General features: G+C 59.4%; 16 protein-coding genes. 2 read left to right on the plus strand and 14 right to left on the minus strand.

The annotated features are described in order from the left end of the window. Positions 1–21 precede the first annotated feature (21 nt). The 7 genes from gspF to ACN0WW_RS07965 all read right to left on the minus strand — a co-directional run bounded on the left by gspF (position 22) and on the right by ACN0WW_RS07965 (position 8,128). Positions 22–1,245, minus strand: coding sequence for a type II secretion system inner membrane protein GspF (gene gspF, locus ACN0WW_RS07935; RefSeq protein ID WP_417611191.1), 1,224 nt, complete (start codon positions 1,243–1,245; stop codon positions 22–24). Beyond that, a complete protein-coding gene (gspE, locus tag ACN0WW_RS07940) occupies positions 1,238–2,785 on the minus strand; it encodes a type II secretion system ATPase GspE (protein WP_417611658.1) in 1,548 nt (515 codons plus the stop codon). The genes gspF and gspE overlap by 8 nt, the downstream gene beginning before the upstream one ends. Then, positions 2,785–4,932 (minus strand): type II secretion system secretin GspD, encoded by a 2,148-nt coding sequence (gene gspD, locus ACN0WW_RS07945; RefSeq protein WP_417611193.1) that lies wholly within the window; start codon positions 4,930–4,932, stop codon positions 2,785–2,787. The genes gspE and gspD overlap by 1 nt, the downstream gene beginning before the upstream one ends. After that, positions 4,932–5,741 (minus strand): type II secretion system protein N, encoded by an 810-nt coding sequence (locus ACN0WW_RS07950; protein WP_417611195.1) that lies wholly within the window; start codon positions 5,739–5,741, stop codon positions 4,932–4,934. The genes gspD and ACN0WW_RS07950 overlap by 1 nt, the downstream gene beginning before the upstream one ends. Before the next feature lie 108 nt (positions 5,742–5,849). Continuing rightward, complete coding sequence (locus ACN0WW_RS07955; protein ID WP_417611197.1) at positions 5,850–6,497, minus strand: HAD-IA family hydrolase; 648 nt, start codon at positions 6,495–6,497, stop codon at positions 5,850–5,852. Next, positions 6,494–7,183 carry a VIT1/CCC1 transporter family protein gene (locus tag ACN0WW_RS07960; RefSeq protein ID WP_417611660.1) on the minus strand — a complete coding sequence of 230 codons (690 nt, stop codon included), beginning with the start codon at positions 7,181–7,183 and terminating at the stop codon, positions 6,494–6,496. The genes ACN0WW_RS07955 and ACN0WW_RS07960 overlap by 4 nt, the downstream gene beginning before the upstream one ends. A gap of 18 nt (positions 7,184–7,201) precedes the next feature. Further along, complete coding sequence (locus ACN0WW_RS07965) at positions 7,202–8,128, minus strand: SMP-30/gluconolactonase/LRE family protein (protein WP_417611199.1); 927 nt, start codon at positions 8,126–8,128, stop codon at positions 7,202–7,204. Positions 8,129–8,208: 80 nt separating this feature from the next. Between ACN0WW_RS07965 and ACN0WW_RS07970 the strand changes: the two genes are divergently transcribed. Next, positions 8,209–9,645, plus strand: coding sequence for an NAD-dependent succinate-semialdehyde dehydrogenase (locus tag ACN0WW_RS07970; RefSeq protein ID WP_417611201.1), 1,437 nt, complete (start codon positions 8,209–8,211; stop codon positions 9,643–9,645). A 268-nt stretch (positions 9,646–9,913) separates the two neighbouring features. Then, complete coding sequence (locus ACN0WW_RS07975) at positions 9,914–11,563, plus strand: thiamine pyrophosphate-binding protein (protein WP_417611203.1); 1,650 nt, start codon at positions 9,914–9,916, stop codon at positions 11,561–11,563. Between the two features lie 6 nt (positions 11,564–11,569). Here the strand turns inward: ACN0WW_RS07975 and ACN0WW_RS07980 are convergent, their stop codons facing one another. The 7 genes from ACN0WW_RS07980 to ACN0WW_RS08010 form a co-directional block, all read right to left on the minus strand. Beyond that, entirely contained in the window at positions 11,570–12,130 is a 561-nt protein-coding gene (locus ACN0WW_RS07980; protein ID WP_417611205.1) for a manganese efflux pump MntP family protein, read from the minus strand. A 99-nt stretch (positions 12,131–12,229) separates the two neighbouring features. Next, positions 12,230–13,189: a glutaminase gene (locus ACN0WW_RS07985; protein WP_417611207.1), complete on the minus strand. Its 960-nt coding sequence runs from the start codon at positions 13,187–13,189 to the stop codon at positions 12,230–12,232. Continuing rightward, positions 13,186–13,596 carry an EVE domain-containing protein gene (locus ACN0WW_RS07990; RefSeq protein ID WP_417611209.1) on the minus strand — a complete coding sequence of 137 codons (411 nt, stop codon included), beginning with the start codon at positions 13,594–13,596 and terminating at the stop codon, positions 13,186–13,188. The genes ACN0WW_RS07985 and ACN0WW_RS07990 overlap by 4 nt, the downstream gene beginning before the upstream one ends. A 205-nt stretch (positions 13,597–13,801) precedes the next feature. Next, entirely contained in the window at positions 13,802–14,371 is a 570-nt protein-coding gene (locus ACN0WW_RS07995) for a fasciclin domain-containing protein (RefSeq protein WP_417611211.1), read from the minus strand. A 179-nt stretch (positions 14,372–14,550) separates the two neighbouring features. Further along, positions 14,551–15,132: a fasciclin domain-containing protein gene (locus ACN0WW_RS08000; RefSeq protein ID WP_417611213.1), complete on the minus strand. Its 582-nt coding sequence runs from the start codon at positions 15,130–15,132 to the stop codon at positions 14,551–14,553. Between the two features lie 104 nt (positions 15,133–15,236). Further along, positions 15,237–16,022 (minus strand): SDR family oxidoreductase, encoded by a 786-nt coding sequence (locus tag ACN0WW_RS08005; RefSeq protein ID WP_417611215.1) that lies wholly within the window; start codon positions 16,020–16,022, stop codon positions 15,237–15,239. Continuing rightward, on the minus strand, positions 16,019–16,390 hold the full coding sequence (locus tag ACN0WW_RS08010) for a dihydroneopterin aldolase (RefSeq protein ID WP_417611217.1): 372 nt from the start codon (positions 16,388–16,390) through the stop codon (positions 16,019–16,021). The genes ACN0WW_RS08005 and ACN0WW_RS08010 overlap by 4 nt, the downstream gene beginning before the upstream one ends. Positions 16,391–16,395 lie beyond the last annotated feature (5 nt).

Here is a 16,395-nt window from a genome sequence, read left to right on the forward strand (position 1 = left end):
GATCATTCCTTTTTTCCGGCGCTATAGTCCGGCAAGATTCTGTAATTGCAAGATGGGTAACAAGATCGCCAGGATCACCAGCGCGACCAGCCCGCCAAGAGCCACGATGATGATCGGTTCCAGCAAGGACAAGGCAGTGGAACTGAAATTGTCAAATTCCCGCTCCAGATAGCCCGCTGCCCGCGCCAGCATATCATCCAGTTGTCCCGATGCCTCGCCGCTGGAGGTCATATAGACGAGCATCGGCGGAAACACGCCTGAATTTTTGAGCGCCGTGGACAGGCTGCCGCCACCACGGATCGCCTCGACCATGTCTTCCGACGCCTTGCGCAAAACGCTGTTGTGGATCGTATTGGTGGTCAACCGCAATCCCTCGATAATCGGCAGGCGGCTGGCAACCATGGTAGACAGGGTTCTGGCCAGACGCGCCGCGTGCAGATCGCGCAACAGACGACCAAAAAATGGCAGGCGCAGCAGAAAGCCGTCGAAACGATATTTGATCTGCGGTTCCTTCAGCGCGCGCCAGCCGAGCAGCGCCGCAAGGACGAGCACGATCGCAATCATCCACCACCAGTCCGCCAGAAAGCCGGAGATGCCGATCACGATCCGGGTGATCATCGGCAGTTGCTGGTTCACATCGTCGAACTGTTCCACCACCTTCGGGACAACCGCAATCATCAGCAGCGCGACCACGATGATGGAGACCAGCGCCAGCACCGCCGGATAGGCCAGTGTGCCGATCAGTTTCCCGCGCAACTCCGCCTGCCGCTCCAGCAGATCAGCAAGCCGTTCGGTGATATCTGGCAAGGTGCCGGAAGTCTCTCCGGCAGCAATCATCGCCCGATAAAGCGGCGGAAAGCTTTTGGATTCGCGGCGCATCGCCTCGGACAGGCGCTGCCCCTCGATTACGCCGCCGTGCACGGACGCGATCCGCTGCTGGACATGCGGTTTTTCGTTCTGGTTGCCGATCAGCCGGAGCGCTTCTTCCAGTGGACTGACCTGTGCCAGCGACGATAATTGCCGGGTAAACAGCGTGAGCTCTTTGGATGTCAGCTTTTTCGGGCCGAACAGGCCGGACGAAGCTTTATCCGTTTTGCCGTGCCTGCCCTGCGCCGTTTCCATGCTGACCACATAGAAATTGCGCTCGGTCAACTTCGCACGCGCAGCCTCATCGCTCGCCGCAGAAAGTCGCCCGCTCTTTTCGCGTCCTTTCGGATCGATGGCTTTATAGGCAAATTCAGGCATCGACCGCTTCGCTTTCGCGCCTGGATATGCGGATAGCCTCCTCAGCCGTGGTCAGGCCCTCGCGAACCAGCGCACGCGCAGCGGCACCCAGGTGAGGCTGATTGCGGAACGCGTGAGCGGTGATCGCCGCCTCATCGCCACCATCATTGATAAGCTTGCGCAGGCTGTCATCGATGCGGATGGCCTCGAACACGCCGATCCGGCCCTGAAAGCCGGTCTGGTTGCAATGCTCGCAGCCGGTCTCGCGGTACACCACCGTGCCATTGTCAAAGCCGAGGAGAGAAGCAAGGCTGCCATCGGCCTGAATCGGGGTGCGGCAATGCTCGCACAGCTTGCGGACCAGACGCTGCGCAACCACGGCGCGCAGGGTCGAGGCCAGCAGAAACGGCTCCACCTTCATGTCGCGCATCCGGGTGATCGCTCCTACTGCGTCATTGGTGTGCACGGTGGAGAGCACCAGATGGCCGGTCAGGCTCGCCTGCACGGCGATCTCTGCGGTCTCCCGGTCCCGGATCTCGCCGATCATCACCACATCCGGGTCCTGGCGCAGGATGGCGCGCAAGCCTGCGGCAAAGGTCAGGCCGACCTTGCTGTTGACCTGTGTCTGGCCAATGCCCTCGATCGCATATTCCACCGGGTCCTCGACGGTCAGGATATTGCGGCTGCCGTCATTAAGCTGCTTGAGACCCGCATAGAGCGTCGTGGTCTTGCCCGAGCCGGTGGGGCCGGTGACCAGAATGATGCCATTGGGTTCTGAAAGCGCATCGGTCAGGATCGCATGCGTGCTTTGCGACATGCCGAGCAGATCGAGCGAGATACCGGCGCTCTCCTTGTCGAGTATCCGCATCACCACCCGCTCGCTGGCTCTATTGGGCAAGGTGGATACGCGCACATCGAGCAGCTTGCCGCCGAGCGTCAGGCTGATCCGGCCATCCTGCGGGATTCTGCGCTCGGCAATATCCAGCCGCGCCATCACCTTGATCCGGTTGACGATCACCCCGGCGACATGCGGCGGCATCCTCAGCTTTTCCGTGAGCACACCATCGACCCGCATTCTTACCACCAGCCCTGTCTCATAGGGCTCGATATGGATATCGGACGCGCCCTGACGGGCCGCCTCTGCGATGATCCCGTTGATCAGTCTGATCGTGGGTGCATCATCGGCGCTGTCGAGCAGATCTTCTGCGCTTGGAATATCCCCGGCAATATCATCCAGCCCTTCGCCCGCCAGCGCCATATCGCCTGCCATCGCCGCTGCCGATCCGTCCATGGCGTAATGATCGCTCAGCAGCTTCTCGAACGCCGGGCCATCCACCAGTTCCACATCAAACGGCAAGGCCAGATAGCGCCGGACCTCCAGAAGGGCCGATGGATCGGAGCCGGCACGCAGCGCGAGCGACAATTTCTCCCCATCGCGGTCCTGCACAATCAATCCATGATCACGCGCATAAGCATAGGGCAGATCCTTGACCGCTGCCGTCCCCACCGGTCCGCTCTCCGCTTCGGAAACAACCGCTTCTGTTCCCCGAGCGATTTTCATCATCGATTCCCGCTGGGCTCGCTCGGAGGCAGCGGCGTCTGTTCAACCATGCCGCCGTCCCTGACGGCGGGCACATCGCCTGGCGCATAAATGATCTGGTCATCCGGCCGGGCATCTACCGAGGGCGGCACGGTGCCGAGATAATCACGCACCAGTGCATCGATCGACGGCTCCTGATCCGGATTGCGGCTCAGCTGCCGACCGCGGATATAGCCGTAGCGGTTGCTGGAGAAGCGCCGCGCATCATTCGGGTCTTTCAGAATCGTTGGCCGGATGAAGACCATCAAATTGGTCTTGATCCGCGACTTGCCGCGCGACCGGAACAATTCTCCCAGTAGGGGAATATCACCGAGGAACGGCACTTTCTGGATTGTCCGCCGTTCATTGTCGTCGAGCAGACCACCGAGCGCAATAATTTCGCCGTCACCGACGGTCACCGTCGTATTGATCTCGCGCTTGTTAATGATCAACTCGTTGAAGTCGTCTGATACCGGCCCGGCGATCGAACTGACCTGCTGGCGCAATTCCATCCGCACTTCGTCACCGGCGTTGATCTGCGGCGTCACTTCCAGCTCGATGCCGACATTCTGCCGCTGGATCGTGCGGAAGGCATTGTCGAAATTGTCGGACAACGCCTCGCCCGTCGATACCGGAATTTCCTGGCCGAACAGGATGCTGCCCTTGAGGTTGTTGTTCACGGTCAATGATGGTGTGGAAAGCACATTGCTGTTGCTGTCCGACTGTACCGCGTTGATGATCGCACCGAGCACGGCGCTGCCGCCCAGGCTGGTCGCAAAACCGCCAAAACCGCCACGCGCACCAAGCACCGCATCCGCTGCATTCTGGCGCAGCGCATCGCCAACCGCGCTATTGGTGGTCGTCGTTGTTGCCGTGTTGGTCGTCGTGGTCGTCGACGTGTCAAACTGGTCCGCCAGCAAGCCGCCCGCCACATCGACGATATTGGGGGAAGCGTTGGAGAAATTGGTCACCGCAAACGGCACGTCCTTGCCGCCGACCAGCCATTGCACACCCAGTTCGCGGGCCAGCGTCTCGGAAATTTCCACAATGATCGCTTCGACCACCACCTGTTCCTGCCGCGTGTCCAGTTGGCGGATCAGTTCGCCAATCATCCGCTGCACGTCAGGATTGGCAGCCACGATGATCGCGTTGGTCCCTTCCAGCCGGGTCACAATCGACGGGCCACGGCTGGCAATCCCATTGCCGCCACCGCCGCTGGCCGCCGGTGCCGCCGCACCATCGCCGGTCGGCACGACCGCAGCGGAGCCGCCGCTTGTCCCCTTGCTGCCCAGCAAATTCTCGATCACCGGCAGCAGATGCTCTGCGTTGGCATAATCCAGCCGATGGACGCGTATCTCGGTGCCGGATTCGGCGCCCTTGTCCAGTTCCCGCGCCATTTGCGCAAAGCGCGACACCGCACCGGGATCGCCGCGCAGGGCAATGCTGTTGCTGCTGTCGATCGGCACCACGGTCACCGGAGCGCGCAATCCCTCGCCGCCGCCCTGAGCCGCCAGCGCCTGCAGCGACGTTGCGATTTCCCGGGCACCGGCATTTTTCAGCGTGATGATGGTGCTGGCAGCGCTGTCGCGATCTATTTCTCCCACCAAGCTGCGGATCCGACGAATATTATCGGCATAGTCGACAATCACCAGGCTGTTCGCGTTGCGGTTCGACGTGATCGAGCCCTGCTTGCTGACCAGGGGACGCAGCGTTTCCAGCGCTTCGGTCGCCACAATCGATTTCAGCCGCACCACTTCGGTCACCAGTTGATTGCCACCGGCACCGCGCGAGCCGAGTCGGGTCGGCTGCGATGCTGCGCCATCGGCGGGCTGAATACGATAGGCGCCGCGGGTTGTCGGAATTGCTACCAGATTATTGGCACGCAAGGTCGACAGGAAAATCTCGAAATATTCCGAACGGCTGAGCGGCCGGTCGGTGACCACAGAAACCTTGCCCTGCACCCGGCTGTCGAGAATGAAGGTACGACCGGTTACCTTGGCCGCATCCTGAACAAAGGCGCGGATATCGGCATCGCGGACATTAAGCGTGTGCTGCGCGGCCGCCGGTGCGCTCCAGAGGGCCAGGGAGGCAGCAAGAACAGTGATGATCCGGGCGAACAGACTAGACATTATGGGGCTCCCAGATTGACAGCGATCGGAACCGTATTGGCCCCGCGCTCGACTTCAACGGACAGGCGGGCGCCCGGCTGAATTTGACTTTTCAGGGTTTCAATATCGCTGGTTGAACCGACGCGATTGCCATTGATCGACACGACAATATCGCCGTTTCGGAATCCCGCACTCTTGAACAGACTGCCATCTCCCAGGGGGGAGAGGACAATGCCGGTCACTCGACCCTGCTCGTTGCGCGGCGCCAGCGATGCGATACCCGGTATTTCGTCACCGCTGATCGCCAGCGAAGCCGGGCCTTCGGGATCCTCGGTGCCGACGGTTTGCGCGGGTATCGACTGGTCGAGATAAAGGCTCTCCAGCACTCCGCCGCGGCTGATAACCACATGGTCAAAAGCCACGCTGTTGAGCGTGACTCCAGACATGATCTCCTGGCCCACGGCATAATTTTCCTGCACACCATCCGGGCCGGACAGGATGGCCGAACCCAGCCCCGAGGCCTCGTTCATCCGGATCCCGTAGAGCGTCAGCTGCAGCGAGGTGACGACATTGGCGGTTTGCGCTGCGCCATCGCGGAAAAACGGGTCGAAGCTGCTGAACAGGGTCAGCCGCGACTGCGGCGACAGGACCTGCACGTCATTGGCGCGATAATCGCCGACCGGACCTAACGGAGTCAGGACCAGCCAGATCAGTCTGATCGCCTGGATCAGCAGCAAAACAGCCAGAATTACGAACAGCACAGGATAGAGTCCCCGCTGGTTATACCAGCGGGTAACCACGTCTATTCTGTCCGAAATGCTATGTCCCACGAATCCCCGCACCTTTGCAATCCCCGACGCGCTATAGCGATTTCACGACCTTTCGACGACTCATTGATGACAATAATATTACAGGTTTGCGTGATTGGGCAGACGTGTTCAGGGCAAACGCATCTCGAGCAGAGCGCCCAGATCATCCAGCGCCTGCTGCTCTGAAGACACCTTGATCGCCGCCATCCCAAGGGCTGCCGCCGGTTTGCAATTGATCCCCAAATCATCCAAATAAATGCACTCGGCTGGCGCGACGTCCAGCGCCTCGCACATCATCTGATAAATGCGCGGATCGGGCTTGCGGATCCCGGCCTTGCTGCTTTCGATAATGTGATCGAAGCGCTGCATGATATCTTTCACGGCTGCGGCCTTCTCGTCATCCATCGCCATCCCCGCGCCTTTTCCGGCGGGTACATTATTGGTGATACAGGATATGCGAATGCCTTCTGCTTTCAGCCGGTCCAGCGTCGCCACCATTTTCGGGCGGACATCACCAGCGAGCCGGGCCAGCACATCGGCGCCGCGCAATTCAATGCCGATAGCACGCGCTTCTGCTGCAAAGGCTTCGTCAAAACCAGCGGCATCGATCTCCGCCCGCTCGAACTTCGCCCAGGCATTGTCATCCGGATTGGCGCTGTTGATCCGGCGGACACTGTCTTTCGGCACGCCCCGCTCGGCTTCCAGCCGATTGAACGCTTCAAACGGCGAAGATGTAATCACTCCGCCAAAGTCAAAAATTACGGTCTCATAGGTCATGCAACAGCAGCTCCAAATATCGATCCAATGGCAGCGGTCGCGGCCATGGCCGCTGCGCCCCAGAACGTCACCCGTATGACCGGCCGCCCAATCGGTGCCCCGCCCAGGATTGCTCCAATAGCCCCCAGGGCCGCCAGCAACAGCAATGCCGTGCCGGATACGGCCCAGACCAACAACTGGCCAGAAAATAGCGCTGCGAGGATAACCGGCAATATCGCTCCCGCAGAGAAAGCAAGGGCAGAAGCAAGCGCCGCCTGCAACGGCTTGGCCGAGAAATACTTGTTCAGGCCAAGCTCGTCGCGCAAATGCGTGCCGAGCGCATCATGCGCGGTCATTTGATCAGCAACCTGTTCCGCCAGATCGGCGGTCAGGCCCCGGTTCTTGTAGATTGATATCAGTTCGATCCGCTCGGCCTTGGGCTGATGCTCAAGCTCCCAGGCTTCCTTGGCCCGCTCGGCCTTTTCGCTGTCGGCCTGCGAACTGACCGACACATATTCGCCGGCCGCCATCGACATCGCACCGGCCACCAGCCCCGCAAAGGCGGTCAGCAATATCGTCTGCTGCGAGGTCGCAGCCGCAGCTACGCCGACCACCAGACTGGCGGTCGAGACAATACCGTCATTGGCACCCAGCACCGCCGCGCGCAGCCAGCCAACCCGGTCAATCCGGTGAGTTTCATCATGCATTCTGGCCAAGGGGTGCTCCTATTTATTCAGATATTCCAGCTTCATGCCCGGCCGTTTCCATCGGGTTTTGGCCAGCTTGCCAGTTGCCGAGAGGCAGATCCAGGCGTCCATCATATCCTCGCCACCGAAACAGATATTGGTGGTAAAAATATCCGGGGTGGCAACAAATTCAACCAGCTCGCCCTCTGGCGAGATCACGCTAATACCGCTTTCGCCAATGGTGGCGACGCAGATATTTCCGCATTCCTCCATCGCGAGACTATCGAAGAATTTATATCCGGACGGCCGATAGAGCGGGATGCCGGGACCGCCCGGACCGGCATCAGGCGCAACCTTGCCGGGAGCGGTAATGTTGAATTTCATCAACCGGCAGGTAAAGGTCTCCGCTGCATAGAGCGTCTTGCCATCCGGTGAGATGCCGACGCCATTGGGATTGTTGGAAGGAAAAATCACTTCCTCCAGATGGCTGCCATCCGCCTTGGCATAGAAAATCCCGACGATGTCGTGGCAGCGCTTCTCGTAATCCGTCTTGCCATGATCGGTAAACCAGAAGCCGCCATGGGTATCGAACTGGATATCGTTGGGGCCGCGCAATATGCAGCCAAAATCGCCATCGTTATAGAGAGTCTCGACTTCTCCGGTTTCGGGATCGACTCGCTGGATGCTGCCTCCGACATAATCCTTGGCAATGCCGGCGGGCGTAAGATAGCCGTTCTCATCCTTATATTCGAACCCGCCATTGTTGCAGACATAAATTTTTCCATCCGGACCCAATGCCGCGCCATTCGGGCCGCCGCCGGTTTTCGCGACCAGTTGCTTTGTGCCATCCGGCAGGACCCGGGTGAGCTGCTGCGCCTCGATCTCGACCAGAATCACGCTGCCGTCCGGCATCGCGATCGGACCTTCGGGAAAACGCAGACCTTCAGTGACTATCTCCATGACCATATCCTCTCATTATTTTTCACAGTCATTGCGGGATTTGGCCTACAAGTCTAGTGCGAAGACAAAAGGTTACAGGAGCGACTATGTCCAATATTTATCCCGACAAATTGCAATTCCATATTGATGGTGAATGGATCGATATTGGCGACCGCGATGTTCATCATGTTGTGAATCCCGCAACTGGTGAGGTGATTTCCGATTTACCGAAAGCCAGCAAGGCGGACCTGGATCGTGCGCTGGATGCCGCGAACAAAGCCTTTCCGCTCTGGCGCGACACGCCGGTAGCCGAGCGCGCTGCCATTCTTCACAAGGCAGCCGATCTGATGCGCGAACGGGCTTCCGATATCGGTCAGCTGGTGACCGCCGAACAAGGCAAGCCGCTCGCCCAGGCAACCGGCGAGGTGACCGCATCCGCCGCCCATTTCGACATCATGGCCGAGGAAGCGAAGCGCTGCTATGGCCGCGTACTGGTCCGACCGGCAGGCCAGAACAGCTTCGTCAAATATCAACCGGTCGGTCCGGTGGCAGCGTTCAGCCCCTGGAACTTTCCGGTATTCACTCCGATTCGCAAACTCGCGCCAGCGATCGCCGCTGGCTGTTCGATCATTCTCAAGCCAGCCGAAGAAACCCCGGCCAGCGCGATCGAGATGATCCGCTGCCTGCTGGATGCCGGGCTGCCTTCGGGCGTCGCACAAATTGTCTTTGGCGATCCGGCGGAAGTGTCCAGCCATCTGATCGCCTCGCCGGTGATCCGCAAGGTTAGCTTCACCGGCTCGGTTCCGGTCGGCAAGCATCTTATGAAGCTCGCCGCCGAAGGCATGAAGCGCACGACTATGGAACTGGGCGGCCATGCGCCGGTGCTGGTGTTTGATGACTGCGATATGGAAAAGACGCTCGATCTGGTGGTGACCGGCAAATTCCGCAACGCCGGTCAGGTCTGCGTCTCGCCGACCCGCTTCTATGTCCAGTCGGGCATCTATGAGCGATTCGAAAAGGCCTTCACCGAACGCGCGCAGAAGATCAGCGTCGGCGACGGCTTTGCCGACGGCACGGAAATGGGCCCCCTTGCAAATCCACGTCGGCCCAGTTCGGTTGGCGACATGATTGCAGACGCAAAATCCAAGGGGGCAGAAGTCAAGCTGGGCGGCAGCCGACAGGCCAAGGACGGCTTTTTCTTTGATCCGACGGTCTTGTCGCATGTCCCGCTCGACGCCAATATCATGAACGACGAGCCATTCGGCCCAGTCGCGGTGATGCGCCCGTTCGACACGCTAGACGAGGCGATTGAACAGGCCAACCGCCTGCCGCTCGGCCTCGCCGCTTATGCTTTCACCTCGAACCTGCACACCGCCAATATGGTCGGCGACAAGATCGAGGCCGGCATGGTCGCGATCAACAATCTCACCGTCAGCCCCGGCGACGCGCCCTTCGGCGGCGTCAAGGAAAGCGGCCACGGATCAGAGGACGGGCCAGACGGCCTGAAAGCCTATATGGTCACCAAGGCAATCCATCAGGCCTAAATAATCCCCTCTCCCTTCTGGGAGTTCAAATCGGCTTCGGGTAGATCATGCCCCCGGCATGATCTAGAAATGATTTGGGGTATTATTTCGGCCCGAAATCGATTTGAACTGGTTGCGACGACTTGGCAACTTGTTGCCCAGCCATAGCTGGGTGAGGGTGTACAATATCTCGAGGGCAGAACGCCCTCATCCAACTCCGCCTAGCCAGCGAACTGGCAAGGCTCTGTATCCTTCTCCCTCACGGGAGAAGGAAGTGAAGGACGAAGCAATGAAAAAACGCACCGGGGCACAAATTCTCGTCGACCAGTTAGTCATCCAGGGCACCGACCGTATCTTCACCGTCCCCGGCGAAAGTTTTCTCTCGGTCCTGAACGCGTTGCACGACTGCGGCACGATCCAGACCGTCTCGACCCGACAGGATGGCAGCGCCGCCTTCATGGCAGAGGCCGACGGCAAGATGACCGGCGCGCCCGGCATTGCCTTTGTCACCCGCGGCCCCGGCGCGACCAACGCCAGCATCGGCGTCCACACTGCGATGCAGGACAGCACACCGATTATCCTGTTTATCGGCGATGTGTCCCGCGATGACCGCGACCGCGAGGGCTTTCAGGAAGTGGATTTCACCGCGATGTTCACGCCGCTCGCGAAATGGGCGGCCCGGATCGACAATGCAGCCCGCATTCCCGAATATATCGCCCGCGCCTTCGACACCGCCTGCTCCGGACGCCCCGGCCCGGTTGTCCTGGCCCTGCCCGAAGACATGCTGCGCGACGAGGTCGAGGCGCTAGACCGGCCCAAGGTGGTCGCGCCGGCCCAGCCGCTCTGCCCCGATGCGATGACCACACTCACCGACATGCTCCGCGATGCCACCGACCCGATTGCTATCATCGGCGGTGCGGGCTGGAGCGCAAAAGCCAAACATTATTTTGCCGAATATGCCGAGCGCATTGGCCTGCCGGTCGCGGTCGCTTTCCGGCGGCAGGACAATTTCCCCAATGAAAGCCCGGTCTATGCCGGCAATCTCGGCTACGGCCCCAACCCGAAGCTGTCCCAGCGTATCAAGGATGCCGATCTGGTGCTGGCGGTCGGCGCCCGTCTCGGTGAGGCGACCACCGACGGCTACACTTTGATCACGCCCGATCATCCCGACCAGATCCTCATCCATGTTCATCCCGATCCCGATGAGCTCAACCATGTCTATCGCATCGATCTGCCCATCTGCGCCGAGATGGACGAATTTGCCGAGCAGGTGGCGCTATGGGACGATGATCTCCTGACCTTTGACGCGGGCAAGGCAGCGCACCAGGACTATCTCGAATGGTCCAGTCCGCAGCCCACCGAAGCCAGGCTCGACCTCGGCCTGTGCGTCGCCGCGATGCAGGACCAGCTTCCCGCCGACGCGATCATCTGCAATGGCGCGGGCAATTTCTCGGGCTGGTGGCACCGCTACTGGAAATATGGCAATTTCCCCAGCCAGCTGGCCCCGACCTCCGGCGCCATGGGCTATGGCGTCCCCGCCTCGGTAGCAGCCGCCCTGCGCTTCCGTGACCGCGTCTCGGTCGTGATCGCAGGCGACGGCGACTTCATGATGAACGGCCAGGAACTCGCCACCGCGATCCAATATGAAGCGGACCTGCTGGTTCTGGTGATCGACAACGGCAGTTTCGGCACCATCCGCCTGCATCAGGAACGCGAATATCCGGAGCGCTTGTCAGCGACATCGCTGCAAAACCCTGACTTCGCCAAGCTGGCCGAAGCCTATGGCGGCTGGAGCGCAACGGTCGAAAGCACGGATGAATTCGCCCCAGCACTGTCAGACGCGATGCAGCGCAAGGGATTGCGGCTGTTGCACCTGAAAACCGATGTCGAGTTTCTGACAGCGGCAGGAGCAACGGTTAGCGGGCTACGGGCGAAATAGCCGCAATCACGCGCCGAAAAACTGCTGTGAAACGAATATCTTGATCCCCAAACCAATCAGGATCAGCCCGCCCAGAACCTCTGCCCACTTGCCGATTCTGGCTCCCAGCAATGCGCCCAGATAAACGCCGGGATAGGTCAGCAGCGAGGTTGTCAAACCAATCACGGCGCACGCAAGCAGGATCGGGGCACCAATCATCGGCAGCGTGATACCGGCGACCGCCGCGTCGATGCTGGTCGCGATGGCTGCGATCAGTAGCGGCCACAGGGACAGTTCTTTCATCGCTTCATCGGGGTGGCGATCCAAACCTTCCTTGATCATCCGCAGCCCCAGCCCGCCGAGCAGCACGAGAGCGATCCAGTGGGCAACCGTCGCCATGATCCCGGCAAAGGCAATCCCCAGCCCCCAGCCCAGCAACGGCATGGCCGCCTGGGCCAATCCAAAGGCAGAGCTCATGCGCAGGGCCGTGGCGCGGCTCGGACGGCTGGAAGCCCCCTGCGCCACAGCAGCGGCAAAGGCATCCATTGCCAGACCCAGAGAAAGCAACAACAGCGAAACCATGATCATGCGTGCGCATTGAAAGCTTGGAAAAATAAACTCAACCGAAAGATCAAAAGATAATTCGATAAAGGATCATAAGCCGCCTGCTGCTTCAAATGCCCATGGTCATCCAAAAACCGACCAGCCCGTCTGCCTGACCAGCTCTTCCAGCGCGATGCTGCCCACCATCGAGGTGCCCGCCTGATTGAGTCCCGGCGACCAGACCGCCACCGTGCCGTACTCCGGCGCGACCACCAGAATCCCGCCGCCGACGCCGCTTTTGCCCGGCAACCCGATGCGATAGGCGAATTCGCCGCTATTGTCATAATGGCCGCTCATCATCATGATCGCGAGGATCCGCTGGCACCGCTCTTTGGACAGCACCTCTTCTCCGGTCACCGGATCACAGCCGTCAAAAGCCAGAAACAGCGCCGCGCGGGCGAGCTGGCGACAGGAGATGGCAATTGAACAGTGACGAAAATAGGCGGACAGACTGTCCTCGACCGGGTTTTTCATGTTGCCGAAGCTGGCCATGAAATGCGCCAGCGCCCGGTTGCGCGATCCTGACTGCGATTCCGATTCCGCGACATCGCAGTCGATATCGATATTCTGATCCCCGGCCAGTCGCCTTGCGGTGTCCAGCAAGTCATCCATGGCTTCCCAAGCCCCCGCCTGCCCGCCGCCATAGGAATCGACCAGCCGGTCGGTGGTTGCGATTGCGCCGGCATTGATCAGCGGGTTGCGCGGAATCCCGTTTTCCGCCTCCAGCTGGACGATGGAGTTGAACGAGGAACCGGATGGTTCCCGTCCCACCGAATCCCATAGCGCTTCGCCAACCCTTTGCAGCGTCAGCGCCAGCGTGAAGACTTTTGAAATGCTCTGCACCGAAAAGCCCTCATCGGCATCGCCCAGACAGCGCATCGTCCCGTCCCTAAGTGCGACCGCCATACCGAATTTTCTCGGATCAACACAGGCCAGCGCCGGAATATAGTCAGCGACTTTGCCCGCCCCGATATGCGGCATCACAGCGCGCTCTACCGCAGCCATTATCTGCTGCCAGTCCAGCGCCGGATCCAACGCCGTCATCCGCCTGCCATCGCCAGAATTTCTTCCCACTCGCTCTGCGTGACCGGTGCCACCGACAGCCGGGACTGCTTGATAATGGCCAGATCCTCAAGCTTCGAATTCTGCTTCATCGCTTTCAGCGACACCGGCTTGTCGAGCTTGCGCACCGGCTTCACCTTGACCACCACCCAGCGCTCGGGATCGGTGGTCACATCCGGGCTATGCTCTTCCGAGACTTCCATGATCCCGACCACTTCCAGCCCCTGACGCGAATGATAGAAGAAAACCTGATCGCCCTTCTTCATCGCTTTCATATTGTTCGAAGCCTGCGCGTTCTTGACGCCGTCCCAGACCCCCTCGCCCTCGGCGATCAGATCATCCCAGCCATATTCATCCGGCTCCGATTTCATCAGCCAATATTGAGGCATATTTCACTCCTGAATTCACATCTGCCATTTGCTATTAGCCGTTAGCGGTGAGCCTGTCGAACCACGCTTCTGCTGTTGGGCCACCCTTCGACAAGACACGGGCTAGCGGCAGGCATGAAGCCCGGTCAAAGTCCGTGGCAATCGCTGCCCCAACAGAAAAGGCCCCGCATTTCTGCGAGGCCCTCTTTGTCGTCAATTGTTGTGCCTATTTCGGCATCAGGACATTGTCGACGATATGCATGGTGCCGTTGCTCGACTTCACATCCGTCTTCGTCACCGTCGCCTTGTTGCCGGCGCCATCTTCAAGAACGATCGTATCACCTTCCATCGTGGCCTTAAGCGTGCCGCCGCCCACGGTAGCGATGCTAGCGGTGCCGCCGCCATCGGTGATCGCCTTTGCAATATCAGCGGACGTCATGGTTCCCTTGATGAGGCCATGTTCGGCGATGCTCTTCAATTCTTCCTTATTGTCAGCGGACAAAAGCTCGCTCAGCTCCTGCGTGTCCATCTTGTTGAACGCTTCGTTGGTGGCGACAAAAGCTGTATAAGGCCCATTTTCCTGCATTTCGACACCAACGCCGGACAGGCCGATCAATATGCTGGCGGTGCTGAGGTCGGGATCGTCCTGCAATACTGCGATCATATTGGTGGGCTGCGTTTCTTCCGCGATACGCGTGTCGAGGATTTCCTGTTCCTCTTTGCTCAGCTCTTGCGAGCAGGCCGGCAGCATCGCCAACAGAGTGGATGCAAGAATGATTTTGGGGGCGTTAAACATGAATTTCCTTTCTTGTGATTAATTCGTCCGCCGCACCTTACGGTCGGACGATGGTGAAATTCGCAAGCGCGGGTTACGCGCGCCTGCGCGGGAAAGCAAACCCACAATAATGTCTATAAAAAAGGGCCCCGCCTTTCGGCGAAGCCCTTTCCAATCCATCCTAGTTCGGGGGATGAAAACTAGCCAGGCATGACAACCGTATCAATCGCATGGATCACGCCATTCGATGCATCGACATCTGTCAGGATGACGGTTGATTTGCCGCCTGCGACATCTTCCAGAATGACCTTGTCACCATCAAGCGTTGCTTTGAGCGGCGCACCCTGCACGGTGGTCAGGGTCGCGGTACCGCCGCCATCTGTGATCGCCTTGACGACATCTTCTGCCATCAACTTGCCGGCCACCACGTGATAGGTAAGCAATGCAGCGAGATCGTCTTTCTTCTCCGGGGTCAGCAACGCACTCAACGTATCCGGGTCGACCTTGTCAAAGGCTTCGTTGGTCGGAGCGAAAACGGTGAATGGCCCTTCTCCGGCCAGTGTTTCACCCAGATCGGCCGCTGTAATAGCGGTTACCAGGGTCGAAAAGTCCGGATTGCCAACGGCAACGTCGACAACAGTGCCAGGCTCGGTGGTCTCGGCCGAGTCCATCATCGCATCCGTCGAACTTTCATCAGCGGCTGCTGGAGGCGCTTCTGACGAGCAAGCCGCCAGCGCAACGACAGCGGCTGTAGTGAAGAAAATCTTGGGGAAAATACGCATGATAAGCCTTTCAAATTTCAAATTCATCCATTCCAGCCGGTCTGGCGACTGGTCCTCGGATGCTATCAATATGGGTTATTAAGGCGCGACTTCAAACCTGTCCTTTATGGCGTATCACCTGCCGGGTCCTGCCCGAGATGCACAAAATCCCGGTCAAAGCTCTTCAGATTGGCACCGCCATCGACATACAGCGTCTGTCCTGAAACGGATGCTGCGCGCGCCAGATAGAGCACTGCCTCGGCGATGTCGCTCGGCTGGGGCAACCGGTCGAGCGGCATCATCGTCTTGATCCTGGCAAGCTGCTCGTCGCCATATTCACCTGCGGTCAGGGTCAGACCGGGCGCGACTCCGTTGACCCGAAGTTTGTCGGCACAAGCCACCGCCAATGATCGCACCGATCCAGCCAAAGCCTGTTTGGACAGCGTATAGCTCAGCTGGTCGCGGTTCGGATTGCGGATACGCTGGTCCAATATGTGGACGACGCACGCCCGTTCGCTGCCGGCCGGTCGACGCTGGTGCAGCGCGGTCGTCAACAAAATCGGAACCTGGCTGTTGACCCTGAAATGCTCTTGCAAAGCCGCTTCGTCTATCGATTCAGCGTCATCCTGACCGAAAATTGATGCGCTGTTTACCAGCAGGTCAGGCGCTCGGCCGAAATGGGCAATCACCTGATCGAACAGCTTCTCTGCCACGCCCTCAACCGTAAAATCCTGCTGAAATCCAGACCATTGGCAGTCTGTCGCCCGCAGTTTTTCAGCCAGGGCCTCTTCCGGGACGGCATCGCTATGCCCATGCAGAGCAAGCGCAAAACCGGATTCGGCCAATCGAGCCGCGATCACCGCCCCGACCCGCTTCACGCCGCCGGTGACGAGCGCGAGCGGCGCGGTCATTTTCTGCCCCGGCTGAGCGTGATGCCGATCTGCTCGCCTTTTTCGGAAATCAGCAGTTTGACGATCTTGACCGTGACCCTCAGGATATTCTTGTCCTGCAGGAACAGTGTCTCGATAATATGGTCCGCAACCGCTTCAATCAGCTTGAAATGAACGCCTTCGGGCAAAGCGGCCGTGGCAGCATGTTTCAGGTCCATATAATTTTTGGACTGTTCCAGCGGCGTATCCGCTTCATAGCGTTCCTGGACCTTCAATTCGGCTGCGATTGAGATGCGCAATGGCTGCGGCAAATGGGTTTCTTCGGAATAGATCCCGGTGAGCACGTCAACGTCGAGATCGTTGACTTCCAGTAGTAATGTGTCTGTCATGGATA

The sequence above is a fragment of the Parasphingorhabdus sp. genome, from assembly GCF_048269865.1.
Classification (GTDB): Bacteria; Pseudomonadota; Alphaproteobacteria; order Sphingomonadales; family Sphingomonadaceae; genus Parasphingorhabdus.

What these genes read in the sequence shown, in the direction of transcription:
- gspF (WP_417611191.1), bottom strand. Translation starts at nt 1,245, where the DNA reads ATGCCTGAATTTGCCTATAAAGCCATCGATCCGAAAGGACGCGAAAAG.
- gspE (WP_417611658.1), bottom strand. Translation starts at nt 2,785, where the DNA reads ATGAAAATCGCTCGGGGAACAGAAGCGGTTGTTTCCGAAGCGGAGAGC.
- gspD (WP_417611193.1), bottom strand. Translation starts at nt 4,932, where the DNA reads ATGTCTAGTCTGTTCGCCCGGATCATCACTGTTCTTGCTGCCTCCCTG.
- ACN0WW_RS07955 (WP_417611197.1), bottom strand. Translation starts at nt 6,497, where the DNA reads ATGACCTATGAGACCGTAATTTTTGACTTTGGCGGAGTGATTACATCT.
- ACN0WW_RS07960 (WP_417611660.1), bottom strand. Translation starts at nt 7,183, where the DNA reads ATGCATGATGAAACTCACCGGATTGACCGGGTTGGCTGGCTGCGCGCG.
- ACN0WW_RS07965 (WP_417611199.1), bottom strand. Translation starts at nt 8,128, where the DNA reads ATGGTCATGGAGATAGTCACTGAAGGTCTGCGTTTTCCCGAAGGTCCG.
- ACN0WW_RS07970 (WP_417611201.1), top strand. Translation starts at nt 8,209, where the DNA reads ATGTCCAATATTTATCCCGACAAATTGCAATTCCATATTGATGGTGAA.
- ACN0WW_RS07975 (WP_417611203.1), top strand. Translation starts at nt 9,914, where the DNA reads ATGAAAAAACGCACCGGGGCACAAATTCTCGTCGACCAGTTAGTCATC.
- ACN0WW_RS07980 (WP_417611205.1), bottom strand. Translation starts at nt 12,130, where the DNA reads ATGATCATGGTTTCGCTGTTGTTGCTTTCTCTGGGTCTGGCAATGGAT.
- ACN0WW_RS07985 (WP_417611207.1), bottom strand. Translation starts at nt 13,189, where the DNA reads ATGACGGCGTTGGATCCGGCGCTGGACTGGCAGCAGATAATGGCTGCG.
- ACN0WW_RS07990 (WP_417611209.1), bottom strand. Translation starts at nt 13,596, where the DNA reads ATGCCTCAATATTGGCTGATGAAATCGGAGCCGGATGAATATGGCTGG.
- ACN0WW_RS07995 (WP_417611211.1), bottom strand. Translation starts at nt 14,371, where the DNA reads ATGTTTAACGCCCCCAAAATCATTCTTGCATCCACTCTGTTGGCGATG.
- ACN0WW_RS08000 (WP_417611213.1), bottom strand. Translation starts at nt 15,132, where the DNA reads ATGCGTATTTTCCCCAAGATTTTCTTCACTACAGCCGCTGTCGTTGCG.
- ACN0WW_RS08005 (WP_417611215.1), bottom strand. Translation starts at nt 16,022, where the DNA reads ATGACCGCGCCGCTCGCGCTCGTCACCGGCGGCGTGAAGCGGGTCGGG.
- ACN0WW_RS08010 (WP_417611217.1), bottom strand. Translation starts at nt 16,390, where the DNA reads ATGACAGACACATTACTACTGGAAGTCAACGATCTCGACGTTGACGTG.